The following is a 26,567-nucleotide window of genomic DNA, read 5'->3' on the forward strand; positions in this document are numbered from 1 at the left end:
CCGGGAGACTCCCCGGGGGTTTGCCATCGACATTTACTAGGACGTCCTAGTAAATTCGTGGGTATGGACGCTGACGCCATCGAGGAGGGCCGCCGCCGCTGGCAGGCCCGGTATGACAAGGCCCGCAAGCGCGAGGCCGATTTCACGACGCTCTCCGGAGATGACGTCGACCCCGTCTACGGGCCCCGCCCCGGCGACGCCTACGAGGGGTTCGAGCGCATCGGCTGGCCGGGGGAGTACCCCTTCACCCGCGGCCTGCACGCCACCGGCTACCGGGGCCGCACCTGGACCATCCGCCAGTTCGCCGGCTTCGGCAACGCCGAGCAGACCAACGAGCGCTACAAGATGATCCTGGCCGCCGGCGGCGGCGGGCTCTCCGTCGCCTTCGACATGCCGACCCTGATGGGCCGCGACTCCGACGACCCGCGCTCGCTCGGCGAGGTCGGCCACTGCGGCGTCGCCATCGACTCCGCCGCCGACATGGAGGTCCTCTTCAAGGACATCCCGCTCGGCGACGTCACCACGTCGATGACCATCAGCGGCCCCGCCGTCCCCGCCTTCTGCATGTACCTGGTCGCCGCCGAGCGCCAGGGCGTCGACCCGGCCGTGCTCAACGGCACGCTCCAGACCGACATCTTCAAGGAGTACATCGCCCAGAAGGAGTGGCTCTTCGAACCCGAGCCGCACCTGCGCCTCATCGGCGACCTCATGGAGTACTGCGCGAACGGCATCCCCGCCTACAAGCCGCTCTCCGTCTCCGGCTACCACATCCGCGAGGCCGGGGCGACGGCCGCGCAGGAGCTCGCCTACACCCTGGCCGACGGCTTCGGCTACGTGGAACTCGGCCTCTCCCGCGGCCTGGACGTCGACCACTTCGCCTCCGGCCTCTCCTTCTTCTTCGACGCGCACCTCGACTTCTTCGAGGAGATCGCCAAGTTCCGCGCCGCCCGCCGCATCTGGGCCCGCTGGATGAAGGAGGTCTACGGGGCGAAGTCCGACAAGGCCATGTGGCTGCGCTTCCACACCCAGACCGCCGGCGTCTCCCTCACCGCGCAGCAGCCGTACAACAACGTCGTGCGCACCGCCGTCGAGGCCCTCGCGGCCGTCCTCGGCGGCACCAACTCCCTGCACACCAACGCCCTCGACGAGACCCTCGCCCTGCCCAGCGAGCAGGCCGCGGAGATCGCGCTGCGCACGCAGCAGGTGCTGATGGAGGAGACCGGCGTCGCCAACGTGGCCGACCCGCTGGGCGGCTCCTGGTACGTCGAGCAGCTCACCGACCGCATCGAGGCCGACGCCGAGAAGATCTTCGAGCAGATCAAGGAGCGCGGCCTGCGCGCCCACCCGGACGGCCGCCACCCCATCGGCCCGATCACCTCCGGCATCCTGCGCGGCATCGAGGACGGCTGGTTCACCGGCGAGATCGCCGAGTCGGCCTTCCAGTACCAGCGCTCCCTGGAGAAGGGCGACAAGCGGGTCGTCGGCGTCAACGTCCACCACGGCTCCGTCACCGGCGACCTGGAGATCCTCCGGGTCAGCCACGAGGTGGAGCGCGAGCAGGTCCGCGTCCTCGCCGCGCGCAAGGAGCGCCGCGACGACGCCAAGGTGACGGCCTCGCTCAAGGCGATGCTGGACGCCGCCCGCGACGGCTCGAACATGATCCCCGCCATGCTGGACGCGGTGCGCGCCGAGGCCACGCTCGGCGAGATCTGCAACGTCCTGCGCGACGAGTGGGGCGTCTACACGGAGCCGGCCGGCTTCTGACCCGGGCGCGCGCACGTGGAACGGCCGGCCGCGCCGCCCTCGCGGCGGCGCGGCCGGCCGTCCCGTTCCCGTCCGCGGGGCCGGCTCAGGGGCGGGCCGCGCCCTGGAGGCCGTGCATCAGGAGGGCGGTGAAGGACGCCGCCCACAGCTCGTCCACCGGCTCGCAGCTCACCAGTGCCCGGTGCACCACGGTGCCGGCGATCACGTCGAAGATCAGGTCCGTGGTGCGGGCGGCCTGGGACACGTCCTCCTCGGCCGGGAGTTCGCCCCGGGCCTGGGCCCGTTCGCGGCCCAGTACGACGAGACGTTTCTGCCGGTCCACGATCGCCGACCGGATCCGCTCCCGCAGCGCCTCGTCCCGGGTGGACTCCGCGACCACCGCCATCAGGGCCGTATGGGCCTCCGGGCGCCGCAGCAGCCGGGCGAACTGGAGCACCACGTCCTCGACGTCGGCCTCCAGCGAACCGCGGTCCGGGAGCTCCAGCTCGTCGAACAGCTCCGCGACGGCGTCCACGACCAGCTCGTTCTTGCCCGCCCAGCGCCGGTAGAGGGTGGTCTTCGCGACCCCGGCGCGTGCCGAGACGTCCCCCATGGTCAGCTTCGACCAGCCCAGCTCCACCAGCGCGTCCCGGGTCGCCGCCAGGATCGCGGCGTCCGCGGCCGCGCTGCGGGGGCGGCCGGTGCGGCCGTGGCGAGAGCTGGCGCCGGGGCTCGGGTTGCGCATGGCCGAGACCATACCCGCCGGTAGCGGAACCGGCGGGAGGCCCTCCGCTGTGGTTCAGATCACGGGGCGCGCGGGCTCCGGGGGAGTTACGCTACGGCTCGTAGCGTAAGAGCGACAACCACGCCGAGCTACTGGCGCCAGGTGGGGACCCGGCGCCGGACAACGCACAACGCAGGACGATCTTTCGGGATCCTTTTCGCCGGCGCGCGCACAGGGGGGAGGATGTACGCATGCAGCCCAGAAACATGTCCATGAGCGGCGTCGTCGACCTCGCCGCTGTGAAGGCGGCCGGCGAGGCCAAGGCCAAGGCCGAGCAGGCGCGCAAGGACGCGGCCCGGCAGGCCGGCGGCGGCGCGGGCAGCGCGCCCGGCGGCGCCGTACCGCCGTCCGCCCTCGTCATCGACGTAGCCGAGGCCGGCTTCGAGCGTGACGTACTCCAGCTGTCCAACGAGGTCCCGGTCGTCCTCGACTTCTGGGCCGAATGGTGCGAGCCCTGCAAGCAGCTCGGCCCGCTGCTGGAGCGCCTCGCCGTCGAGGCGAACGGCCGCTTCGTCCTCGCGAAGATCGACGTCGACGCCAACCAGATGCTGATGCAGCAATTCGGCATCCAGGGCATCCCGGCCGTCTTCGCCGTGGTCGCGGGCCAGGTGCTGCCGCTGTTCCAGGGCGTGGCGCCCGAGCAGCAGATCCGCGAGACCCTCGCCCAGCTGGTGCAGGTCGCCGAGGAGCGCTTCGGCCTCATCGGCCTCCAGGTCGACCCCGGCGCCGAGGGCGCCCCGGCGGCCCCCGCCGAGGTGCCGGCCGGTCCGTACGACGCGCTGCTGGAGGCGGCGGTCGCCGCGCTGGACGCGGGTGACCTGGGCGGCGCCGTGCAGGCGTACAAGAACGTACTGTCCGACGACCCGGCCAACACCGAGGCGAAGCTGGGCCTGGCCCAGGCCGAGCTGCTGTCCCGGGTGCAGCACATGGACCCGCAGACGGTGCGCGCCGAGGCCGCCGCCAACCCGAAGGACCCGGCCGCGCAGATGGCCGCGGCCGACCTGGACCTGGCGGGCGGACACGTGGCGGACGCCTTCGGGCGCCTGGTGGACACCGTACGGGTGACGTTCGGTGACGACCGGGACGCCGTACGGGTGCGGCTGCTGGAGCTGTTCGAGGTGATCGGCGCGGACGACCCGAGGGTCACGGCGGCGCGTACGGCGCTGGCGCGGGTGCTGTTCTAGCCGTACTCCGGTGGCGTGTGCCGCTGTCGGCGATCTGTTGACACGAAGATAAACAGCAGCCGCGTTTTGCCAAAACTTGGCAGTCGCGGCTGCTGTTACTCGCAGTAAATCGAACCCCGTGAACTGTCCGGTTGGTTCACTCTTCATCCCTTCTGTCGTGGCCCAGGGTGACACCCTGTGTGGCCGCCTGACGGCGCCGGGCGAGACTCCGGTTACCCACCCGTTACCCACCGGTAACGAACCCTCTTGTGCCCCGGCCGTGAATGGACCACGATCGGCGACGCTCGGTCCTTCCCGCAGAGCCGCATATCCGGAACCGCGGCGGAGGGTCCCCACCGGGCCGGCCGGTGACAGTGGCACCGGCCGTGGACAGGGGGGTCTCTGCCACACCGGCAGGGCCTGTCCTCCAGGTTGCGCGAACGCGTGGCCCAGTGGTTGTCGCTCGGGGGTGAACGCCGGTGTATCGGACGCGGCTGCGCCGCGGCTCGGCCGCCTGCGCTCCTTCCCGAGGACGTAGCACTTCTCCCATCCCGGGACGGGCCCCCCGGCCCGGACCGGAGATGTACGTCCGAGAAGGAGGAACAAGATGAGTTCTCAGGTTCGTGGCGGAACCAGATGGAAGCGCTTCGCGCTCGTCATGGTCCCGAGCATCGCGGCCACCGCCGCAGTCGGTGTGGGTCTGGCGCAGGGTGCCCTCGCGGCGTCCTTCAGCGTCTCGGGCCAGGACTTCAAGGTGTCGGCCGACGAACTCGTCGGCCATGACCTGATCCAGTACGGCAGCGTCGCCGAAGGCAAGACGATCGGCGACGAGGAGAAGGTCAGCAAGCACCCGGTCACGATCTCCGGCTTCAGCTCGGCCAAGATCACCAACATGTGCCAGTCGCTGGTCACCCCGGTGCCCGGTCTCGGTGCCATCACCATGCAGCTGCGCACGGGCAACAAGGGCAGGCCGGCCGAGGCGACGAACCTCTACCTCGACGTGGCCGAGCTGGACGCCGACGCCAAGTTCGACCAGCTCGACATCGGTGTCGCGGTGGGCGACCCCAGCCACACCACCAAGCCCGTTCCCGGCACGGTGGCGGACGGCGCGCTCTTCTCGCAGCGCGCCAAGACGGCCACGCTGACGAAGGTGCGCCAGAAGGCCTGGGCGACGACGGCGGGTACCTTCACGCTGCCCGACCTCAAGCTGCGCCTGATCAGCGGCAACGAGCCGTGCTACCAGGACGAGAAGTAAGCCGCTTCAGCGCTGTGACGTGACCGGGCGGGCGGGTGGCGGCAGCGGCCGTCGTGCGCCCGCCCGGCTCCACAGAGTTCTCCGTACCACCGTTTCCAGGGAGCTGTTGTCCATGAACCCCGAGTCCCAGGTTCGCGCCGCAGACGACCACTGGTTCACCGTCGTGTACCACCAGTTCCGTGACTGGCGAGGCAGTCGCCCCTTCTGGGCCGGTCTGTTCACGGCCCTCGGTGGTGTGCCGATCGCCTACTTTCCGTACGCGGACGTCCGGCTGGGCAACATCACCCTCGCGATGGCGACGACGGCCGGGTCCGGCTCGCTCATCATCGGCGTGCTGTTGATCACCCTGGGCATCGCCCTCTGGTTCCAGCAGGGCATCCGCGTCTTCGCCGGGGTCGCCGCGATCCTGCTCGCCCTGGTGTCCATCCCGGTGTCCAATCTCGGAGGCTTCTTCATCGGCTTCCTCGCCTCGCTGATCGGCGGCTGCCTCGCGCTGGCCTGGGCTCCGGGCGTCCCGGCGGAGGAGAAGCCGGCCGAGGCCGCCGAAGCACAGCCCGCGGACCCGTTCCACGGCATTCCGGGCCCCCGTGACACGGAGACGGCGTACGCGACCGAGACGACTGCCCACGCCGATGGCGGGAGGAACAGTGCCGGGTGACGAGACGCAGCGGGGCGTGGCCTCCGGTGCCGAGCCCCGCGTGAGAAGGGGCCCGCGCCACGCGGCGCCCAGGAAGTCGCTGCTGAACAAGATCCAGATACCCGTCGGCAAGACGATGGCGCTCGCGGCGATGCCGACGGCCGTCCTCGTCGGGATGGGCATCGCCCCGAAGATGGCGCTGGCCGACGACAAGGACATCCCCTTCGCGCCCGGCCCGTGCGTGACCCGCTCGGACGAGCCCACGAAGTCGCCCTCGCCGACGCCGTCGACGTCCGCGTCCACCTCGCCGTCCCCCTCGGCCTCCGCCTCACCCGGTGCGAGCCCGTCCCCCGGCGCGAGCAAGGCCCCGAAGCCGGCGGCCAGCCCCTCGGCCTCCCCGTCCGCCAAGCAGCCCCAGACCCCGAAGCCGAGCACCTCGCCGTCCCCCTCGGCGTCGGCCCCGTCCGCCAGGCCGGCGAACCCGCTGGACCCGCTGGGCGTCGGCGACGCGCTCAAGGACCTCGTGGACGGCCTCGGCAAGCCCCTCCAGGACGCGAAGAAGCCGGCCACCCCGGCGCCCGCGCCCACACCGAGCACCACCAGGACCGCCGACCCGGCTGCGGACGCGATCCGCGACGCCGCGAAGAAGGCCGGGGCGAAGGTCGAGGAACTCCCGCAGAGCGTCAAGGACACGGTCGCCAAGCCGAAGGACGAGACGGGCAAGACGCCCGAGGACGCGGAGAAGGACGGGGCATCGCCCAGCCCGTCCCCCTCGGCGTCGGCGACGACGGACCCGGACGGGAAGCAGCCCTTCCCCTGCCCGACCTTCGACGCGGAGGCCTTCGCCAACGCCAAGCCGGAGCCGGGGATCCCGCTGCTCCCGGACGAGCCCTGGTACCTGGACAGCTCGCTGCTGACCCTCTACGGCCTCGACTACGAGGGCATCGTGGAGGTGAAGACGGCGGGCGGCAAGGTCAAGAAGGTCCTGAAGTTCACGGCGGACTCCCTGGACATCAAGGACCTGTACCAGACCGTCGGCAAGGGCTCCAACGTCGCCCACCTGAAGTCGCGTCCGGGCTCGACGTCCACGATCCGGGACGCGAAGGTGACGATGTACACGGAAAGCCTCAAGGGCAACCTCTTCGGGCTCATCCCGGTCGAGTTCACCCCGAACACCCCGCCGCCCCTGAACGTCCCCTTCGCGTTCTTCACGAACGTCAAGGTCGTCCAGGCCGCCCAGTTCGGCGGCAACCTCACGGTCCCGGGCCTGAAGAACTACGTCGGCCCGGCGGAGTAGCACCTCTCACCACGGGAAAGCACCGAGGGCGGCACCCCGGTCCCTGTCGGGGGATCGGGGCGCCGCCCTCGGTCTCTGTGCGGCAGAGTCAAGCGGTCAAGCGGTCAAGCGGTCGGGCGGTCGGGCCGTCAGGCGGGGGTGCCGCCGCCCAGGTGGTGGACGCGGACCATGTTGGTCGTGCCCGGGACGCCGGGGGGCGAGCCGGCCGTGATGATCATGGTGTCGCCGGGGTTGAAGCGCTGGAGCTTCAGCACCTCCGCGTCCACCAGGTCGACCATCGCGTCCGTGCTGTCGGCGTGCGGGACGATGGCGGACTCGACGCCCCAGCTCAGCGTGAGCTGGTTGCGGGTGTTCACGTCCGTCGTGAACGCCAGGATCGGCTGCGTGGCGCGGTAGCGCGACAGGCGGCGGGCCGTGTCGCCGGACTGGGTGAAGGCGACCAGGGCCTTCCCGTCGAGGAAGTCCGCGATCTCGCAGGCCGCGCGGGCGACGGAGCCGCCCTGGGTGCGCGGCTTCTTGCCCTGGACCAGCGGCTGGAGGCCCTTGGAGAGGAGCTCCTCCTCGGCCGCCGTGACGATCTTCGACATCGTCTTGACGGTCTCGATCGGGTAGGCGCCCACCGAGGACTCGGCGGACAGCATGACCGCGTCGGCGCCGTCGAGGATGGCGTTGGCGACGTCGGACGCCTCGGCGCGGGTCGGGCGGGAGTTGGTGATCATCGACTCCATCATCTGGGTCGCGACGATCACCGGCTTGGCGTTGCGGCGGCACATCTCGATGAGCCGCTTCTGGACCATCGGGACCTTTTCGAGCGGGTACTCGACGGCCAGGTCGCCGCGGGCCACCATGACCGCGTCGAAGGCCGCGACGACGGCCTCCATGTTCTCGACGGCCTGGGGCTTCTCCACCTTGGCGATGACGGGGACCCGGCGGCCCTCCTCGTCCATGACGCGGTGGACGTCCTTGACGTCGTTGGCGTCGCGGACGAAGGACAGCGCGACCATGTCGCAGCCCATCCGCAGGGCGAAGCGCAGGTCGTCGACGTCCTTCTCCGACAGGGCGGGGACGTTCACGGCCGCGCCGGGCAGGTTGATGCCCTTGTGGTCGGAGATGACACCGCCCTCGATGACGATGGTCTTGACCCGGGGGCCGTCGACCTCGGTCACCCGGAGCTCGACGTTGCCGTCGTTGATCAGGACCTGGTCACCCTTGGCGACGTCGCCCGGGAGGCCCTTGTAGGTGGTGCCGCAGATGGACTTGTCGCCCGGGACGTCCTCGGTGGTGATGGTGAACTCGTCACCGCGCACCAGCTCGACGGGACCCTCGGCGAAGGTCTCGAGACGGATCTTGGGGCCCTGGAGGTCGGCGAGGACGCCGACCGCGCGCCCGGTGTCCTCGGAGACCTTCCGGACGCGGTCGTACCGCTCCTGGTGTTCTGCCTGGGATCCGTGGCTGAAGTTGAATCGGGCCACGTTCATACCTGCCTCGATGAGTGCTTTCAGCTGCTCATACGAGTCGACGGCGGGGCCCAGCGTGCAGACGATTTTGGAACGGCGCATGAAGCGGATCCTATCCGTTTGTTTCGTAGCGGAATATTCCGTCTGGCGGAAAGTCCAAGTGACTACCGGGTAACCAGCGCGTACGCCTGGGAGGCGATCTCCAGCTCCTCATCGGTCGGGACCACGGCCACCGCCACCCGCGCGTAGTCCGGGGAGATCAGCCGGGGCTCCGGGGAGCGCACGGCGTTCGCCTCCAGGTCCAGCGCGAGGCCCAGCTCCTCCAGCCCGGCGATCGCGGCCTCCCGCACGGCCGAGGCGTTCTCGCCGACGCCCGCCGTGAACACCACCGCGTCCACGCGCCCCAGGACCGCCGTGTACGCGCCGATGTACTTCTTCAGCCGGTGGACGTAGGACGCCAGCGCGAGGCCCGCCGCCTCGTCGCCCTCGCCCGCGCGCCGCGTCACCTCGCGCATGTCGTTGTCGCCGCACAGACCCAGCAGACCGCTCTTCTTGTTGAGCAGCGAGTCGATCTCGTCGACGGACAGCCCGCCCACCCGCGCCAGGTGGAAGACGACCGCCGGGTCGAGGTCTCCCGAACGGGTCCCCATGACCAGGCCCTCCAGCGGGGTCAGGCCCATGGACGTCTCCACGCAGACCCCGCCCCGCACGGCCGAGGCCGAGGCACCGTTGCCCAGGTGCAGCACGATCACGTTCACGTCCTCCACCGCCCGGCCCAGCAGTGCGGCCGCCGTGCGCGAGACGTAGGCGTGGGAGGTGCCGTGGAAGCCGTACCGCCGGATGGCGTACTTGTCGGCGGTCGCCGCGTCGATCGCGTACCGGGCCACGTGCTCCGGCATCGTCGAGTGGAACGCGGTGTCGAAGACGGCCACCTGCGGCAGGTCCGGGCGCAGCTCGCGCGCCACCTCGATGCCGGTCACGTTCGCCGGGTTGTGCAGCGGGGCCAGCGGGATCAGGCTGCGGATCTCCGCCAGCACCTCGTCGTCGACGACCGTCGGCCGGGTGAACCGGGTCCCGCCGTGCACCACCCGGTGGCCCACCGCCGCGAGCTCGGGGGAGTCCAGGCCCAGGCCGTCGGCCGCCAGCTCCGCCGCGACCGCCCGCAGGGCGGCGCCGTGGTCCGCGATCGGGCCGAGCCGCTCGCGCGTGCCGCCCCCCGCGCCCGCTCCGGTGAGCGGCTCGTGCGCGAGGCGGGAGGTCTCCTCGCCGATGCGCTCCACCAGGCCGGCGGCGAGGCGGGAGCGGTCGGCCATGTCGAGCAGCTGGTACTTCACCGACGAGGAGCCGGAGTTGAGGACGAGTACGCGCGTTGCGGTCACGGTGAGGGGTCTTTCCTTCGGGTGGGGGCGTGGGGTGAGGGGGTGCCGGGACTAGGGGGTGCTGCCGGGCAGGGGCTGGGACTGCGCCTGGATCGCGGTGATCGCCACGGTGGTGACGATGTCCTGGACCAGTGCCCCGCGCGAGAGGTCGTTGACCGGCTTGCGCAGGCCCTGGAGCACCGGGCCGACCGCGACGGCACCGGCCGAACGCTGCACCGCCTTGTACGTGTTGTTGCCCGTGTTCAGGTCCGGGAAGATCAGCACGCTCGCCCGGCCGGCCACCTCGGAGCCGGGCAGCTTGGTCGCGGCGACCGAGGGCTCCACGGCGGCGTCGTACTGGATCGGCCCCTCGATGAGCAGGTCGGGGCGCTGCTGGCGGACGGTCTCGGTCGCCTTGCGGACCTTCTCCACGTCCGCCCCCGAGCCCGAGGTGCCCGTCGAGTACGAGAGCATCGCGATCCGCGGCTCGACCCCGAAGGCGGCGGCGGTGGCGGCCGACTGGACGGCGATGTCCGCGAGCTGCTCGGCGTCCGGGTCCGGGTTGACCGCGCAGTCGCCGTACACGAGGACCTGGTCGGCCAGGCACATGAAGAAGACCGAGGAGACGATCGAGGCCTCGGGCTTGGTCTTGATGATCTCGAAGGCGGGGCGGATGGTGGCGGCCGTGGAGTGCACCGAGCCCGACACCATGCCGTCGGCCAGGCCCTCCTGGACCATCAGGGTGCCGAAGTAGTTGACGTCGGTCACCACGTCGTGGGCCAGCTCGACGGTCATGCCCTTGTGCGCGCGGACCTTGGCGTAGTACTCGGCGAAACGTTCCCGCAGGGGGGAGGCCGCCGGGTCGATCAGCTGCGCGCCCGAGATGTCGACGCCCAGGTCGCCGGCCTTCTTCAGGATCGCCTGCTCCTCGCCGAGCAGCGTCAGGTCGCACACTCCCCGGCGCAGCACCACGTCCGCGGCGCGCAGCACGCGCTCCTCGGTGCCCTCCGGGAGCACCACGCGGCGCCGCTCGGAGCGGGCCCGCTCCAGCAGCTCGTGCTCGAACATCATCGGCGTGACGCGCTCCGAGCGGGCGACGGACAGCAGCCCGCGCAGCTCGGCGGTGTCCACGTGCCGCTCGAAGAGGCCGAGCGCGGTCTCCAGCTTGCGCGGGGTCGCGGAGTTCAGCCGGCTCTGCAGCGAGAAGAGTTCGGCGGCCGTCGGGAAGCTGTTGCCGGCCACCGAGACCACCGGGGTGCCGGGGGCGAGCTTCGAGGCCAGGGTGAGGACGTCCGCGGACGGGCGCTCGTTCAGGGTCAGCAGCACACCCGCGATCGGCGGGGTGCCCGAGGCGTGCGCGGCGAGCGCTCCCACGACCAGGTCGGCGCGGTCCCCGGGGGTGACGACCAGGCAGCCGGGGGTCAGGGCGTTCAGGAAGTTCGGCAGCATGGCCCCGCCGAACACGAAGTCCACGGCGTCGCGGGCGAGCCCGGCGTCGTCGCCCAGCAGCACCTCGCCGTCGAGCGCCCGGGTGATCTGGGCGACGGTCGGGGCGGACAGGTTCTTGTCGTCGGGCAGGACGTAGCAGGGCACGGGGAGGCGGGCGGCGAGCCGCTCGGCTATGAGGTCGCGGTCCTCGGGGGCCACCCGGTTGACGACCATCGCCACCACGTGGCAGCCCAGGCTCTCGTAGGCCCGGTGGGCGTTGCGGGCCTCGGCCCGGACGGCGTCGGCGGGGTGCTTGGTGCCGCCGACGACGGGGACGACGACCGCGCCGAGCTCGTTGGCGAGGCGGGCGTTCAGCGCCAGCTCGTCGGGGAGGTTGGTGTCGGCGTAGTCGGTGCCGAGCACCAGCATGACCTCGTAGTCGCGGGCCACCCGGTGGTAGCGGTCGACCAGCCGGGAGACCAGCTCGTCCGTGCCCTTCTCGGCCAGGACGACGGAGGCCTCGTGGTACTCCATGCCGTACGCCGAGGCGGCGTCCTGCTCGATCCGGTAGCGGGCCCTGAGGAGCTCGAAGAGCCGGTCCGGCCCGTCGTGCAGCAGGGGCCGGTAGACCCCGACCCGGCCGGTCTGCCGGGTCAGGAGCTCCATGATCCCCAGTTCGACGACCTGCCGGCCGTCTCCACGCTCGATACCGGTCACGTACACGCTGCGCGTCACGCGTGCTCTCCGTCCCATGCAGTGAAGATCTGATCGATCCGATTGGCCTGGCTTGACCTCTTGACAATACCTCCGTCAGTGGATAGGGCGCCCCGGGAGAAAGTCCGGGGGCGGGGGCCGAAAGGCCTGGTGGGTGGAGCGGCGCCCGGCGCGCACCCCCCTCGGAACATGGAACAATCGGACAGGCGTCATCAAATACGCCCTTCATATGTACGGCAGGAGACACAGCACGATGCGTATCGGAGTTCTCACCGCAGGCGGCGACTGCCCGGGCCTCAACGCTGTCATCCGGTCGGTCGTACACCGCGCCCTCGTCGGCCACGGGGACGAGGTCATCGGCTTCGAGGACGGCTTCAAGGGACTCCTCGACGGCCACTACCGCCCCCTCGACATCAACGCCGTCAGCGGCATCCTCGCCCGCGGCGGCACCATCCTGGGCTCGGCCCGCATGGAGCGCGCCCGGCTGCACGAAGCCGCCGAGAACGCCGCCGAGCTGGCGGAGCGTTACGGCATCGACGCCCTGATCCCGATCGGCGGCGAGGGCACCCTGACGGCCGCCCGGATGCTCGCGGACGCCGGGATGCCGGTCGTCGGCGTGCCGAAGACCATCGACAACGACATCTCCTCCACCGACCGCACCTTCGGCTTCGACACCGCTGTCACCGTCGCCACCGAGGCCATCGACCGCCTCAAGACCACCGCCGAGTCCCACCAGCGCGTGATGGTCGTCGAGGTCATGGGCCGTCACGCGGGCTGGATCGCCCTGGAGTCCGGCATGGCCGGCGGCGCCCACGGCATCTGCCTGCCGGAGCGCCCCTTCGAGGTGGACGCCCTGGTGAAGATGGTGGAGGAACGGTTCGCCCGGGGGAAGAAGTTCGCCGTCGTCTGCGTCGCCGAGGGCGCGCACCCGGCCGCCGGCTCCATGCCGTACGAGAAGGGCGCCATCGACCAGTACGGCCACGAGCGCTTCGCCGGCATCGGCAACCGCCTGGCCATCGAGCTGGAGCACCGCCTGGGCAAGGAGGCCCGTCCGGTCATCCTCGGCCACGTCCAGCGCGGCGGCGTGCCGACCGCGTACGACCGGGTCCTCGCGACCCGCTTCGGCTGGCACGCCGTCGAGGCCGTGCACCGCGGGGAGTTCGGCAACATGACCGCCCTGCGCGGCACCGACATCGTGATGGCCCCGCTGGCCGAGGCGGTCACCGAGCTCAAGACCGTCCCCGAGCACCGGATGTACGAGGCCGAGTCGGTCTTCTGACCACCCGCCCGGCGGCCGCCCGCCCGGCGCGCGGCCGTACGGCCCGTCCGGCGCGCGGCCGCACCGCCCCTCCCGCCGGGGCCGGGGTCACGGATCCGCCCGCCGGACCGCCCCGGCCGCGCTCCCCGCGGAAGCGCCCGGGGCCGCGGTTCCTCCGGCGCCGGCGCGGCGTACTACGCCCCGCCCGCCAGGGCCCAGAACCGGTCCGTGATCTCGGAGAGGAACTCCCGCCCCGCGTCACCCGTGCCGGCCGAGCCCTCGGCGCCGCCCCAGCCGAGGGTGGCCACCATGCGCGACTGGTAGTCGTTGTAGAGGAGCTCCAGGACCCGCTCCAGGTGCGCCTTGGGCACCGGCAGCAGCTTGCCCAGCGGTTTCACGTACGCCTGCCAGCGGGTGGTCACCGCGCTGCGCAGCATCTCGGCGAGCTCGTCGTGCTTGCCGGTCGCCGCCACGAACTGCGCCAGGGTCAGGCCGAGCACCGAGGCGAGGGCGGCGGACTGCCGCTCGTTGCCCTTCCAGCGCCCGGTGTCCTCCATCTTCCGGTACGCGTTCGCCTCGACCCCGATCCGGCGGGCCAGGTCCTCGGGGTCCAGGCCCCGGGCGATGCGGTGTTCCCGCAGGGTGACGGGTTCGGCCAGCAGTTCCCCGGGCGAGCACCAGAGCACGCCGGCCAGGGCCGTGAGCTCGGTGGAGGTGGGCGACTGCTCGCCCCGCTCCCAGGCCATCACGGTCTCGGGTGCGACGAGCAGGCCGTACTGGGCCCGCAGGCCGTACGCGACATGACCGGGAGCCATGCCCAGGGCCGCGCGCAGGCGACGCGCGGCGGGGGCATTGAAAGGTGGGCTGGAGTGCACAGGGCACACGGTAGAAGTGGCCGAGGTGTGACGACTACAGACTATTCAAACAAGCCCATAACTCGTAGGAAAGTCCTATGGAGTTCATGACTTTGGGTGGTTTTCCCGGCGACTGTCCGGTAATCGGGTCAGGGGAAGATCCATTGTGGGGAGTGGAGCCAGCGTACGGATTCGGCCACTCCATTTCAGGTGACCCGGCGAGCCCGGCGAGTGATCCCGGTCACACCCTTTGAACCGGCCGGGCCCGCCGTCCGTGATCCATGACGGGGGCCCTCGCATACGGGGGTGGCGAGGGCCCCCGCCACCGTTCCCGCCCCAGGCCCTTTCCTTGACGCCGACGTCAAGGAATACGGTCGGGCCATGCGCATCGGCGAACTGGCGAAGCGGGCCGGGACCAGCACCCGGACGCTCAGGTACTACGAATCGCGCGGGCTGCTCGCGGCCCGCCGGACCGGCAACGGCTACCGGGACTACGACGAGGACGACCTGCGCCTCCTGCGGCAGATCCGCACCCTCCAGGACTTCGGCTTCGAGCTGGAGGAGACCCGCCCGTTCGTCGAGTGCCTGCGCGCCGGCCACCCGGCCGGGGATTCCTGCCCCGCCTCGCTCGCGGTCTACCGCCGCAAGCTCGCCGAGCTGGACGGCCTCATCGGCCAGCTGGCCGACGTGCGCGAGCAGGTCGCGCACCAGCTGGCGGCGGCCGAGGAGGCCGCCGGGCACGCCGTGCCGCGCTGCGAGATGACCGGCTGACGGCCGGGGACGCGGCGGTGCGCGGGATACGGAACACGGACACGGAACACAGGATGGCGAGAGGGGAACGGCATGATCCACGCACAGGGTGTGGCGGAAGTGACCGACGCGGACTTCGCGGCGGAGGTCCTGGCCGAACGGGACCGGCCCGTGCTGGTGGAGTTCACCGCGGACTGGTGCGGCCCCTGCCGCCAGCTCGCCCCGGTGCTCTCCGCCGTGGCCGTCGAACGGGCGGACCGCCTCAAGGTCGTCCAGATCGACGCGGACAGCAACCCCGGCACCGTCACGCGCTACGGGGTGCTGTCCATGCCGACCATGCTCCTCTTCCGCGACGGCGAGCCCGTCCGGCAGATCGTCGGCGCCCGGCCCAAGCGGCGCCTGCTTCAGGAACTCGACGAGGAGCTCGCGCCGGTCACGGCCTGAGCCAGACCGTCGCCATCGGCGGGAGCGTCATCCGCAGGCTCGCCGCGCGCCCCTGGGCCGGTACCGGCTCCGGGCGCAGCGGCCGGGCGTGGTGGACGCCGCTCCCGCCGTACGCCTCCATGTCGGTGTTGAGGACCTCCCGCCACAGCGGCACCTCCTCCGGCACCCCGATCCGGTGGCCGTGCCGGACCACGGGGGAGAAGTTCGACACGCACAGCAGCTGCGAGCCGTCCTGCGCGTACCGCAGGAACGCGAACACGTTGTCCTCGGCCGCGTCCGCCTCCACCCAGGCGAAACCCTCCGGCACCGAGTCCCGCTCCCACAGCGCCGGCGCCGCCGCGTACGCCCGGTTCAGGTCGCGCACCAGGTCGCGCACCCCCCGGTGGTCGCCCGCCGCCGGGTACGCGGAGTCCAGCAGCCACCAGTCCGGCCCGTACGCCTCCGACCACTCCGACCCCTGCGCGAACTCCTGGCCCATGAAGAGCAGTTGCTTGCCGGGGTGGGCCCACATGAAGCCCAGGTACGCCCGGTGCGTGGCCCGCTGCTGCCACCAGTCGCCCGGCATCTTCGACACCAGCGAGCGCTTGCCGTGCACCACCTCGTCGTGCGAGATCGGCAGCACGTAGTTCTCGCTGAACGCGTACACCATCCCGAAGGTCATGTCGTGGTGGTGGTACTTGCGGTGCACCGGCTCCTTCGACACGTACCGCAGGGTGTCGTGCATCCAGCCCATGTTCCACTTCAGGCCGAAGCCCAGCCCGCCCGAGTCCGTCGGCCGCGTGACCCCGTCCCACGCCGTCGACTCCTCCGCGATCGTCACCACCCCCGGGCAGCGCCGGTAGACCACCGCGTTCATCTCCTGGAGCAGCGCCACCGCGTCCAGGTCCTCCCGGCCGCCGTGCTCGTTCGGCGACCACTGCCCCTCGCCACGGGAGTAGTCCAGGTACAGCATCGAGGCCACCGCGTCCACGCGCAGCCCGTCCACGTGGAACTCCTGGCACCAGTAGACGGCGTTGGCGACCAGGAAGTTGCGGACCTCCTTGCGCCCGTAGTCGAACTCCAGCGTCCCCCAGTCCGGGTGCGCGGCCCGGCGCGGGTCCTGGTGCTCGTACAGCGGGCGCCCGTCGAACTCCGCGAGGGCCCAGTCGTCACGCGGGAAGTGCGCGGGCACCCAGTCGACGATCACCCCGATCCCGGCCCGGTGCAGCGAGTCCACGAGCAGCCGGAAGTCGTCCGGCGTGCCCATCCGCGAGGTCGGCGCGTAGAAGCCGGTGACCTGGTAGCCCCAGGACCCGCCGAAGGGGTGCTCGGCGACCGGCATGAACTCCACGTGCGTGAACCCGAGCTCCTTCACGTACGCCGGCAGCTGGTCCGCCAGCTGCCGGTACGTGAGCCCCGGCCGCCAGGACGCCAGGTGCAGCTCGTACACCGACATCGGCGCCTGGTGCGCCGGCCGGGCGCCGCGCGTGGCCATCCACTCGGCGTCCTGCCACACGAACCGCGAGGCGGTGACCACCGAGGCGTTCGCCGGCGGGACCTCCGCGTACTGCGCCATCGGGTCGGCGCGCAGGGTGTGGCTCCCGTCCGGGCGCGTGATGTCGTACTTGTACAGGGTGCCCTCGCCGACCCCCGGCAGGAACAGCTCCCACACCCCGCTCGCGCCGAGCGAGCGCATCGGATAGGCGACCGAGTCCCAGTACGAGAAGTCCCCGGTGACCCGCACCCCCTGGGCGTTCGGCGCCCACACCGTGAAGCGGGTGCCCGCCACCCCCTGGTGCTCCATCGGCCGGGCGCCCAGCGCCGTCCACAGCTCCTCGTGCCGGCCCTCGCCGATCAGGTGCAGGTCCAGCTCCCCGAGGGCGGGCAGGAACCGGTACGGGTCGTGGACCTCGATCTCGTCGCTGTCGTACGTCACCAGCAGCCGGTAGTCCGGCACCCCGGTCAGCGGCAGCAGCCCGGAGAACAGCCCGTCGCCCTCGTCGAAGAGTTCGGCCCGCAGCCCCTTCGCCACGATCGTGACGGCCTTCGCGTACGGACGCAGCACCCGGAAGGCCACCCCGCCCCGCTGCGCGCGGGCGCCCAGCACCGCGTGCGGGTCGTGGTGGCGGCCCTCCAGCAGCCGGGCCCGCTGCTCCGCGTCCAGCGCGGGCGCCGGCCGGACCCCGTGCGGAGGGGCGGCGCGGCGGGCCCTCGGGGCGCGGGTCCGCTTGGCGGGTTCGGGTTCCGCCACGGGTGCGGGTACGGCTGCGGCTTCCTCGCGGACGGTCGGTGACGGCTGTCGTGCGGCGCTCACGCGAGCGGCCTCCTCGGGGGCTTCGGGTGGGGGGTGGGGGAGGTGCCGGGGACCGGCGGGGGCATGCGGTGTGCGGGCCGCTGGGGTTCCGACAGCCGGCGGATCGCCGCCATCGGGACGTGCAGCCAGTCGGGACGGTGCCGGGACTCGTAGCGGGCCTCGTACACCGCCTTGTCGGTCTCGTACGCGCGCAGCAGCACCGGGTCCTCGCGCGGGTCGCGGCCGGTGGTACGGGCGTAGCCCTCGCAGAACGCGCTCCGGCAGGCGTCGGCCCAGGCGGGGGCGAAGGGCCGGTGCGAGCGGGCGGCGTAGTCGAAGGAGCGCAGTATCCCGGCGATGTCGCGCACCGCCGGTTCGGGACGGCGGCGGTCGGCCAGCGGCCGGGCCGGCTCCCCCTCGAAGTCGATCAGCGCCCAGCTGCCGTCGGCGGTGCGCAGGGTCTGGCCCAGGTGCAGGTCGCCGTGGATGCGCTGGGCGGGGACCCCGGCGCCCCGGGAGGCGGCGAGCGCGTCGAAGGCGCCGCGCAGCCCGGCCTCGTACGGCCGCAGGGCGGGCACCTCACGGCAGGTGGCGGCGAGCCGGGCGGTCATCCCGGCGGCGAGCCGGGCGGTCTGCTCGGGGCCGAGCGCCAGGGTGGGCAGGGCGGCCGCCAGCGCGCTGTGCACCTCGGCGGTGGCCCGGCCCAGCGCGTGCGCCTCGGCGGTGAAGTCCGCCCCGGCCCCGAGTCTGCGCAGGGCCAGCTGCCAGCCGTCGTCGGAGCCGCGCAGGTAGGGCTGGAGCACGCCCAGGGTCAACGGTTCTCCACCGGCCAGCTCGGCCTCGTACCAGGCGACCGGGGCGGGCACCCGGGCGCAGCCGGCGGCGGCCAGGGCCCTGGGCAGCTCCAGGTCCGGGTTGACCCCGGGACCGACCCGGCGGAACACCTTGAGGATGTACGAATCCCCGTAGATCAGGGAGGAGTTGGTCTGTTCCCCGGACAGCGGCCGGGGCAGCAGCCCGGCCTGGACGGGCGTGTCCGGGTCCCGGTCGAAGCGGAGCGGGCCCAGGGTGCCGGGGGAGCGCAGCCGCTCCAGCAGCAGGGAGGCGAGCCGGGGGTCGCCCAGCGCCTCGTACACGGCCCGGCCCGCGTACGGGCCGTCCTGGGCGTGCCCGATGAGGGCGGGCGCGAGGGCGGGCGGGAGCGGGGCGGGGCGGATGCCCAGCAGGAGCTGGTAGCAGTCCCCGTCCACGTCGAGCAGCAGGTGCAGCAGTCCGGGGGCGGAGCCCGGCGGCAGCAGTTCGGCCGCCGAGACGGCCTCGATCCGGTCGATCCGGCGTCCCTTGCCGGCGAACCAGCGCTGTGCGGGCAGCCAGTCCCGCAGCATCGGATCCAGCCCGGCGGTCCCGCCGGCCCGGGCGGGCGTCAGCCGGCTCCGGGCGGATGCAGCCTCCGACATGGCGTCGCGTCCTTTCCCCGGGCCGTCACAGAATGCGCAGAGTGTCCCGGATGCGCGGCAGTTGCTTCTCCGGTATGTGCGAGTGTCGGGTCAGGATGATCCGTACAGGGGCGGGCCGTTGACCCGAAGGAGTGCCCGCCCCGTACTCGGTACGTCAGTCCGCGCGCTGGTCGGCGCGGAGCCGGAACCAGTAGAAGCCGTGGCCCGCCAGGGTCAGCAGGTACGGCCACTCGCCGATCGGCGGGAAGCGCACGTCACCCGTGAGCTCCACCGGGACCCGCCCGTTGAACGACCTCAGGTCCAGCTCGGTGGGCTGCGCGAAGCGGGAGAAGTTGTGCACGCACAGCACCAGGTCGTCCCCGAACTCGCGCAGGAACGCGAGCACCGCCGGGTTGGACGAGGGCAGTTCGGTGTACGAGCCGAGGCCGAAGGCCGGGTTGGCCTTGCGGATCTCGATCAGCCTGCGGGTCCAGTGCAGCAGTGAGGAGGGCGACGCCATGGCCGCCTCGACATTGGTGACCTGGTACCCGTGGACCGGGTCCATGATGACCGGCAGGTTCAGCCTGCCCGGATCGCAGGAGGAGAAACCGGCGTTGCGGTCCGGGGTCCACTGCATGGGGGTGCGTACGCCGTCGCGGTCGCCGAGCCAGATGTTGTCGCCCATGCCGATCTCGTCGCCGTAGTAGAGCACCGGCGAGCCGGGCAGCGACAGCAGCAGGGCGGTGAAGAGCTCCATCTGGTTGCGGTCGTTGTCCAGGAGCGGGGCGAGCCGGCGCCGGATGCCGATGTTGGCCCGCATGCGCGGGTCCTTGGCGTACTCGGCGTACATGTAGTCGCGCTCTTCGTCCGTGACCATTTCGAGGGTGAGCTCGTCGTGGTTGCGCAGGAAGATGCCCCACTGGCAGTTCGCCGGGATCGCCGGGGTCTTGGCCAGGATCTCGGAGACGGGGTAGCGCGACTCTCTTCGCACCGCCATGAAGATGCGCGGCATGACGGGGAAGTGGAAGGCCATGTGGCATTCGTCCCCGCCCTTCGAGAAGTCGCCGAAGTAGTCGACGACGTCCTCGGGCCACTGGTTGGCCTCGGCGAGCAGCACGGTGTCCGGGTAGTGGGCGTCGATCTCGGCGCGGACCCGCTTGAGCAGCTGGTGGGTGCGGGGCAGGTTCTCGCAGTTGGTGCCCTCCTCGGCGTAGAGGTAGGGCACGGCGTCGAGGCGGAAGCCGTCGATGCCGAGGTCGAGCCAGAAGCGCAGCGCCGAGATGATCTCCTCCTGCACGGCCGGGTTCTCGAAGTTGAGGTCCGGCTGGTGCGAGAAGAAGCGGTGCCAGTAGTACTGCTTGCGGACGGGGTCGTACGTCCAGTTCGAGGTCTCGGTGTCGATGAAGATGATGCGGGCGTCCTGGTACTGCTTGTCGTTGTCGGCCCACATGTAGTAGTCGCCGTACGGCCCGTCCGGGTCCTTGCGGGACTGCTGGAACCACTCGTGCTGGTCGCTGGTGTGGTTCATGACGAAGTCGATGATCACCCGCATGCCGCGGGTGTGCGCGGCGTCCACGAACTCCACGAAGTCGGCGAGGTCGCCGAACTCGGGCAGCACGGAGGTGTAGTCGGAGACGTCGTAGCCGCCGTCGCGCAGCGGCGAGGCGAAGAAGGGCGGCAGCCACAGGCAGTCGATGCCGAGCCACTGGAGGTAGTCCAGTTTGGCGGTGAGCCCTTTGAGGTCGCCGACGCCGTCGCCGTTGCTGTCGTGGAAGGAGCGGACCAGGACCTCGTAGAAGACCGCCCGCTTGAACCAGTCGGGGTCGCGGTCCTTGGCGGGGGTGTCCTCGAAGGTGTCGTGGACGGGATCGTTGATCATCATGTGGTGGGTGACCCTCCGGTGGGCGGGGACGGTCGCAGGGCGGCCAGGACGTGCGCGGGGGTACGGCCCGGTTCGAGGCGCACGTAGTTCGCCCTGCCCCAGTGGTAGGTCTCGCCGGTGAGCTCGTCGCGCACCGCGAGGGACCCGTGCCAGTCGAGGCCGAGTACCGGCATGTCCAACGAGACGGTCGCCTCCTGGGTGTGGTGCGGATCGAGGTTGACGACCACCAGTACGGAATTGGCTCCGGAGTGCTTCGAATAGGCGATCACCTGTTCGTTGTCGGTCGGGTGGAAGTGGATGTCCCGCAGCTGCTGGAGTGCGGGGTTGCGGCGGCGCAGCCGGTTCAGGGCGGTGATCAGCGGCGCGATCGTGCGGCCCTCGCGGTCGGCGGCGGCCCAGTCGCGCGGGCGCAGCTCGTACTTCTCGGAGTTCAGGTACTCCTCGCTGCCCTCCCGGACCGGCTCGTTCTCGCAGAGCTCGTAGCCCGCGTAGACGCCCCAGGTGGGGGAGAGGGTGGCGGCGAGGACCGCCCGGACCTCGAAGGCGGGCCGGCCGCCCTTCTGGAGGTACTCGTGGAGGATGTCGGGGGTGTTGACGAAGAAGTTCGGCCGCATCACGGAGGCCGAGCGGTCACCGGACAGCTCGGTCAGGTACTCGGTCAGCTCGGCCTTGGTGTTGCGCCAGGTGAAGTAGGTGTACGACTGCTGGAAGCCGACGGAGGCGAGCGCGCGCATCATGGCGGGCCGGGTGAAAGCTTCCGCCAGGAAGATCACGTCCGGGTCCGACTTGTTGATCTCGGCGATGACCTTCTGCCAGAACACGACCGGCTTGGTGTGCGGGTTGTCGACCCGGAAGATCCGGACGCCGTGGTCCATCCAGTGGCGCAGGATCCGCACCGTCTCCTCGACGATCCCGGCCATGTCCGTGTCGAAGTGCACCGGGAAGATGTCCTGGTACTTCTTCGGCGGGTTCTCGGCGTACGCGATCGTGCCGTCGGCGCGGTGGCGGAACCACTCCGGGTGCTTCTCCACCCAGGGGTGGTCGGGGGAGCACTGGAGGGCGAAGTCGAGGGCGATCTCCATCCGGAGGTCGCGGGCGCGCGCGACGAAGGCGTCGAAGTCCTCCAGGGTGCCGAGCTCGGGGTGGACGGCGTCGTGCCCGCCCTCCGGCGAGCCGATCGCCCAGGGCACGCCCGGGTCCCAACTACCCGCGGAAAGGGTGTTGTTGGGGCCCTTGCGGTGCGTCGACCCGATCGGGTGGACCGGCGGCAGGTAGACGACGTCGAAGCCCATCGCGGCGATCGCCGGCAGCCGCTCGGCGGCGGTGCGGAAGGTCCCGCTCACCGGCGCCCTGCCCGGCTCCACCACCGCACCCTCCGAGCGCGGGAACATCTCGTACCAGGAACCGAAGAGGGCGCGCTTGCGTTCGACGATCAGGGGCAGCGGCTTGGCCGCCGTGACCAGCTCCCGGTACGGGCGCCGGGCCAGCGCCGCGTCCGCGGCGGGCGCCAGGGCCGCCGCGTACCGCTGCCCGGCCGGGAGGTCCTCGTCGCGCATCGCGTCGGCCGCGGCGAGCACGGCCTCGCGGCCGTCCCGCTTGGGAATCCTGGCCGCGGCCCGCTCGTAGAGCTCCGCGCCTTCCAGGAGCGTCAGCCCGGTGTCGAGGCCCGCCGGGATCTTGACCGCGGCGTGGGCCCGCCAGGTGGCGACCGGATCGCTCCACGCCTCGACGGTGTACGTCCACCTCCCCTCGGCGTCGGCGGACACCCGCGCCCCCCACCGGTCGGTGCCGGGAGCGAGTTCCCGCAACGGCACCGGCGGGCGCAGCCGCCCGCTCGGGTCGCGCAGGACGACATGGGCGGAGACGGCGTCGTGGCCCTCCCGGAACACGGTGGCCGAGATCTCGAAGACCTCGTCCACGACCGCCTTGGCGGGTCTGGCGCCGCAGTCGACGGCGGGGCGGACGTCCAGCACGGGAATGCGACCGATCATGATGGGATCACCTGGAGGGAGTTCGCAGGGCTCGGTGACGGGCCAGCCGGAAAGGCGGCTGGTAGTGCACGCTCTGTTCGCTCTGTTTCTAGCCGCTCGGAAGACGGCTGGGCTGCGGGCATGGCCGCTCCTGTCCGCGTTCACTCGGGTGGCGGGGAAAGGTTGTGGGCGGGTGCGCCGTGCGTGTACCGCGTGTACCCGCACAGCCCTTCCCACTCTCACCCCGCCCAATCCGTGCTGTCGGTTAACTACTCGTACGTAGGGGGACGCGGACGGCCGAGGAACGGCTCGGCGCGTCCCGGCATCCGCCGATGCTCCGTCAAGTCGGCGAGGATGGGCCGATGGACAGCGCGAACACCCACGTCACACCGGCCCCCACAGCCCCTCCCGCCCCCTGGGGCGGCACCCCGCAGCCGGTGTTCCCCCTTCCCTGCGGGATGGTCCTGCGGCCCTGGCGCGAGACCGACGCCCCGGTACTCGCCGAGGCCTACGAGGACCCCGGCATCCGGCACTGGAACCGCCCCGAGCCGGAGACCCCCGCGTCGGCCGCCGCCCGCATAGCCCGCTGGAACCGGCGCTGGGCGGAGCGGGAGGCCGCGGCCTGGGCCGTGTCGGCGGAGCCGGACTCCCCGGCCGTGGGCCTGATCGGGCTCGCCGACTTCGGCCCGGAGGGCTCCAGCGCGGAGTTCCTGTACTGGCTGCTGCCGGCCGGGCGCGGCCGGGGCGCGGTCCCGCAGGGCGTGCGCGCGGTGTCCGAGTGGGCCTTCCGCGAGGCCGGCGTGCACCGGCTCCGGATCTGCCACTCCGTGGCCAACCCGGCCTCCTGCGCCGTCGCCCTCAAGGCCGGCTTCCCCCTGGAGGGCACCATGCGCGGCGCCCTGCGGCACGCCGACGGCTGGCACGACGAGCACCTCCACGCCCGCCTCGCGACGGACGCCTGACAGCCGCCCGGAGCCGGGAGCGCCGGGAGGCGGGATGGCCGGGACGGGACTGCGCCGCTAGCCTTCCGGGGGCGACGCGCGGGTGCACAGCGTGGTGCGGTCGCTCCGATCCGTCATCCCCTGCGAAGGTGGAACGTGTGAAGGCCATCCGTCGATTCACCGTGCGCCCCGTCCTCCCCGAGCCCCTGATGCCGCTCTCCGATCTCGCGCGCAACCTGCGCTGGTCGTGGCATACGGAAACCCGTGAACTCTTCCAATCCGTCGACCCCGAGGGCTGGCAGGCCGCCGGCGGCGACCCGGTCCGCCTGCTCGGCGCCGTGCCCGCCTCCCGGCTGGAGGAACTCGCCGCCGACCGGCGGTTCCTGCGGCGGCTCGCCGTCGCCGCCGCCGACCTCGACGACTACCTCCACGCCGGGAGGTGGTACCAGTCCCACGAGAACGCCGCCGAGTTCCCCTCCGCCATCGCCTACTTCTCCCCCGAATTCGGCATCACCGCAGCCCTGCCCCAGTACTCCGGCGGGCTCGGCATCCTCGCCGGGGACCACCTCAAGGCCGCCAGCGACCTCGGCGTCCCCGTCATCGGCGTCGGCCTGCTCTACCGGCACGGCTACTTCCGCCAGTCGCTCTCCCGCGACGGCTGGCAGCAGGAGCACTACCCCGTGCTCGACCCCCACGAGCTGCCCCTGTCCCTGCTGCGGCAGGAGGACGGCAGCCCTGCCCGGGTGTCGCTCACCCTCCCCGGCGGAAGGTCGTTGCACGCGCACATCTGGCAGGCCCGCGTCGGGCGGGTACCCCTGCTGCTGCTCGACTCCGACGTCGAGGACAACGACGCCGGCGCCCGCGACGTGACCGACCGGCTCTACGGCGGCGGCAGCGACCACCGGCTCCTCCAGGAGATGCTGCTGGGCATCGGCGGCGTACGTGCCGTCCGGACGTACTGCCGGATCACCGGCCACGCCGACCCCGAGGTCTTTCACACCAACGAGGGACACGCCGGCTTCCTCGGACTGGAACGCATGAGGGAACTGGACGGCGAGCAGGGCCTCGGCTTCGACGCCGCCGTCGAAGCCGTGCGCGCCGGGACCGTGTTCACCACGCACACCCCCGTGCCCGCCGGCATCGACCGCTTCGAGCGCTCCCTCGTCGCCCGCCACTTCGGCGAGGGCGGCGAACTGCCCGGCGTACCGGTCGAGCGGATCCTGGAACTCGGCGCGGAGTCCTACCCCGGCGGCGATCCGGGGGTGTTCAACATGGCGGTGATGGGCCTGCGCCTCGCCCAGCGCGCCAACGGCGTCTCCACCCTCCACGGGGCGGTCAGCCGGGGCATGTTCGCCGGGCTCTGGCCGGGCTTCGACGCCGCCGACGTGCCCATCGTCTCCGTCACCAACGGCGTGCACGCCCCGACCTGGGTCGCCCCCGAGGTCATGCGGCTCGGCGCCCGGCAGATCGGCGCCGGACGCACCGAGGACGCCCTCGCGGTGGGCGCCTCCGCACGCTGGGACGCCGTCGCGCAGATCGCCGACCAGGACGTGTGGGACGTCCGCCGGTCCCTGCGCGAGCAGCTGGTCCAGGAGGTGCGCGACCGGCTGCGCGCCTCGTGGAAGCAGCGCGGTGCCGCCGACGCCGAGCTGGGCTGGGTGGACAACGTCCTCGACCCGGACGTCCTGACCATCGGCTTCGCCCGGCGCGTCCCCTCGTACAAGCGGCTCACGCTGATGCTCCGCGACCCGGAGCGGCTGCGCCGGCTGCTGCTGGACCCCGCCCGCCCGGTGCAGATCGTCGTCGCGGGCAAGGCGCACCCCGCCGACGACGGCGGCAAGCGGCTCGTCCAGGAACTGGTGCGCTTCGCCGACGACCCGCGCGTGCGCCACCGCATCGTCTTCCTGCCCGACTACGGCATGGCCATGGCGCAGAAGCTCTACCCGGGCTGCGACGTCTGGCTGAACAACCCGCTGCGTCCGCTGGAGGCCTGCGGCACCAGCGGGATGAAGGCCGCCCTCAACGGCTGCCTCAACCTGTCGGTGCTCGACGGCTGGTGGGACGAGTGGTTCGAGCCCGACTTCGGCTGGGCCATCCCCACGGCCGACGGGCTCGGCACGGACGAGGACCGCCGCGACGACCTGGAGGCGGGCTCCCTCTACGAGCTCATCGAGGAGCGGGTCGCCCCCCGCTTCTACGACCGGGACGGACGCGCCGGACTGCCCGTGCGGTGGATCGAGATGGTCCGGCGCACCCTGGTCTCCCTGGGCCCGAAGCTGCTCGCGGGCCGGATGGTGCGGGAGTACGTGGAGCGGCTCTACGCCCCCGCCGCGCTCTCCCACCGGGCCCTGACCCCCGACACGGCGCGCGACCTCGCCTGGTGGAAGGGCCGCATCCGGGCGTCCTGGCCGCGGGTCGCCGTCGAGCACGTGGAGGCCGTCGCCGCCGCGCCCGTGGGGGGCACCGCCGAACTGGGCGCCACCCTCACGCTGCGGGTGCGGGTGGCGCTGGACTCGCTCGCGCCGGATGACGTGGAGGTGCAGGCCGTCGCCGGCCGGGTCGACGCCCAGGACGTGATCCGCGACGGGCGGGCCTTCCCGCTCAAGCCCGCCGCCGGGCCCGACCTGGAGGGGCGCTGGGTGTACGAGGGCCCGCTCGCCCTCGACCGGACGGGGCCCTTCGGCTACACCGTACGGATCCTGCCGGCGCACCCGCTGCTGGCGACCCCGGCCGAACTGGGCCTGGTCGCGGCGCCGGTGGACGCCGACGCTCCGGGCGGGGTCCTGCTGCGCTGAGCGCGCCGCACGGTCTCGGGGGCGGGCGGCGGATCCACCGGCCGCCCGCCCTCGACCGGCGTCCCGGCCCGCCGCACGTCCCACGCGGCGCGCACGCGCCCGGGCGCCCGTACGGCCGTCCGGGCGCCC

The 26,567-nt window shown here is 72.0% G+C and carries 19 protein-coding genes; 10 read left to right on the forward strand and 9 right to left on the reverse strand.

All coding sequences use genetic code 11. The features are described from left to right. The first annotated feature begins 63 nt into the window (after positions 1–63). Positions 64–1,764: an acyl-CoA mutase large subunit family protein gene (locus tag AC069X_RS15850; RefSeq protein WP_478729024.1), complete on the forward strand. Its 1,701-nt coding sequence runs from the start codon at positions 64–66 to the stop codon at positions 1,762–1,764. Positions 1,765–1,849: 85 nt separating this feature from the next. Here AC069X_RS15850 and AC069X_RS15855 read toward each other — a convergent pair whose 3' ends face one another. Then, on the reverse strand, positions 1,850–2,488 hold the full coding sequence (locus AC069X_RS15855) for a TetR/AcrR family transcriptional regulator (protein WP_478729026.1): 639 nt from the start codon (positions 2,486–2,488) through the stop codon (positions 1,850–1,852). Positions 2,489–2,718: 230 nt separating this feature from the next. Here AC069X_RS15855 and AC069X_RS15860 point away from each other — a divergent pair, with 230 nt between their 5' ends. The 4 genes from AC069X_RS15860 (at position 2,719) to AC069X_RS15875 (ending at position 6,879) form a co-directional block, all read left to right on the forward strand. Then, positions 2,719–3,711 carry a tetratricopeptide repeat protein gene (locus tag AC069X_RS15860; protein ID WP_478729028.1) on the forward strand — a complete coding sequence of 331 codons (993 nt, stop codon included), beginning with the start codon at positions 2,719–2,721 and terminating at the stop codon, positions 3,709–3,711. A gap of 586 nt (positions 3,712–4,297) precedes the next feature. Further along, positions 4,298–4,945, forward strand: a complete 648-nt coding sequence (locus AC069X_RS15865; RefSeq protein WP_478729030.1) for a DUF6230 family protein — start codon at positions 4,298–4,300, stop codon at positions 4,943–4,945. A gap of 112 nt (positions 4,946–5,057) precedes the next feature. After that, positions 5,058–5,603: a DUF6114 domain-containing protein gene (locus AC069X_RS15870; RefSeq protein ID WP_478729032.1), complete on the forward strand. Its 546-nt coding sequence runs from the start codon at positions 5,058–5,060 to the stop codon at positions 5,601–5,603. Then, complete coding sequence (locus AC069X_RS15875) at positions 5,593–6,879, forward strand: hypothetical protein (protein ID WP_478729034.1); 1,287 nt, start codon at positions 5,593–5,595, stop codon at positions 6,877–6,879. Before AC069X_RS15870 ends, AC069X_RS15875 begins: the two co-directional genes overlap by 11 nt. A gap of 128 nt (positions 6,880–7,007) precedes the next feature. Here the strand turns inward: AC069X_RS15875 and pyk are convergent, their stop codons facing one another. The 3 genes from pyk to pta form a co-directional block, all read right to left on the reverse strand. Continuing rightward, on the reverse strand, positions 7,008–8,438 hold the full coding sequence (gene pyk / locus AC069X_RS15880) for a pyruvate kinase (protein ID WP_478729035.1): 1,431 nt from the start codon (positions 8,436–8,438) through the stop codon (positions 7,008–7,010). A 62-nt stretch (positions 8,439–8,500) separates the two neighbouring features. Continuing rightward, positions 8,501–9,715, reverse strand: coding sequence for an acetate kinase (locus tag AC069X_RS15885; RefSeq protein ID WP_478729037.1), 1,215 nt, complete (start codon positions 9,713–9,715; stop codon positions 8,501–8,503). 51 nt (positions 9,716–9,766) lie between these two features. Continuing rightward, a complete protein-coding gene (gene pta / locus AC069X_RS15890) occupies positions 9,767–11,857 on the reverse strand; it encodes a phosphate acetyltransferase (RefSeq protein ID WP_478729039.1) in 2,091 nt (696 codons plus the stop codon). Positions 11,858–12,089: 232 nt separating this feature from the next. On the opposite strand from pta, the gene AC069X_RS15895 reads away from it, so the two are divergent. Next, entirely contained in the window at positions 12,090–13,115 is a 1,026-nt protein-coding gene (locus AC069X_RS15895) for an ATP-dependent 6-phosphofructokinase (RefSeq protein WP_478729041.1), read from the forward strand. A 173-nt stretch (positions 13,116–13,288) separates the two neighbouring features. Here the strand turns inward: AC069X_RS15895 and AC069X_RS15900 are convergent, their stop codons facing one another. Next, positions 13,289–13,978 (reverse strand): helix-turn-helix domain-containing protein, encoded by a 690-nt coding sequence (locus AC069X_RS15900; RefSeq protein ID WP_478729043.1) that lies wholly within the window; start codon positions 13,976–13,978, stop codon positions 13,289–13,291. A gap of 351 nt (positions 13,979–14,329) precedes the next feature. Here AC069X_RS15900 and AC069X_RS15905 point away from each other — a divergent pair, with 351 nt between their 5' ends. After that, on the forward strand, positions 14,330–14,719 hold the full coding sequence (locus AC069X_RS15905) for a MerR family transcriptional regulator (protein WP_478729045.1): 390 nt from the start codon (positions 14,330–14,332) through the stop codon (positions 14,717–14,719). Positions 14,720–14,791: 72 nt separating this feature from the next. Further along, positions 14,792–15,142: a thioredoxin gene (trxA, locus tag AC069X_RS15910; protein ID WP_478729047.1), complete on the forward strand. Its 351-nt coding sequence runs from the start codon at positions 14,792–14,794 to the stop codon at positions 15,140–15,142. On the opposite strand, the gene glgB is transcribed toward trxA, so the two are convergent. From glgB to AC069X_RS15930, 4 genes are all read right to left on the reverse strand, one after another. Beyond that, positions 15,132–17,435, reverse strand: coding sequence for a 1,4-alpha-glucan branching enzyme (gene glgB, locus AC069X_RS15915; RefSeq protein WP_478729049.1), 2,304 nt, complete (start codon positions 17,433–17,435; stop codon positions 15,132–15,134). The genes trxA and glgB overlap by 11 nt on opposite strands. Further along, positions 17,432–18,871 (reverse strand): maltokinase N-terminal cap-like domain-containing protein, encoded by a 1,440-nt coding sequence (locus tag AC069X_RS15920; protein WP_478729051.1) that lies wholly within the window; start codon positions 18,869–18,871, stop codon positions 17,432–17,434. The genes glgB and AC069X_RS15920 overlap by 4 nt, the downstream gene beginning before the upstream one ends. 154 nt (positions 18,872–19,025) lie before the next feature. After that, the gene (treS, locus tag AC069X_RS15925; protein WP_478729053.1) at positions 19,026–20,732 is read right to left on the reverse strand and encodes a maltose alpha-D-glucosyltransferase; all 1,707 of its coding nucleotides are present in this window, start codon (positions 20,730–20,732) and stop codon (positions 19,026–19,028) included. Next, entirely contained in the window at positions 20,729–22,723 is a 1,995-nt protein-coding gene (locus tag AC069X_RS15930; protein ID WP_478729055.1) for an alpha-1,4-glucan--maltose-1-phosphate maltosyltransferase, read from the reverse strand. The genes treS and AC069X_RS15930 overlap by 4 nt, the downstream gene beginning before the upstream one ends. Before the next feature lie 341 nt (positions 22,724–23,064). Between AC069X_RS15930 and AC069X_RS15935 the strand changes: the two genes are divergently transcribed. Further along, positions 23,065–23,664 (forward strand): GNAT family N-acetyltransferase, encoded by a 600-nt coding sequence (locus AC069X_RS15935; protein WP_478729057.1) that lies wholly within the window; start codon positions 23,065–23,067, stop codon positions 23,662–23,664. A gap of 137 nt (positions 23,665–23,801) precedes the next feature. Beyond that, complete coding sequence (gene glgP / locus AC069X_RS15940) at positions 23,802–26,438, forward strand: alpha-glucan family phosphorylase (protein ID WP_478729059.1); 2,637 nt, start codon at positions 23,802–23,804, stop codon at positions 26,436–26,438. Positions 26,439–26,567: the final 129 nt, after the last annotated feature.

The sequence above is a fragment of the Streptomyces sp. NPDC043896 genome, assembly GCF_056435605.1.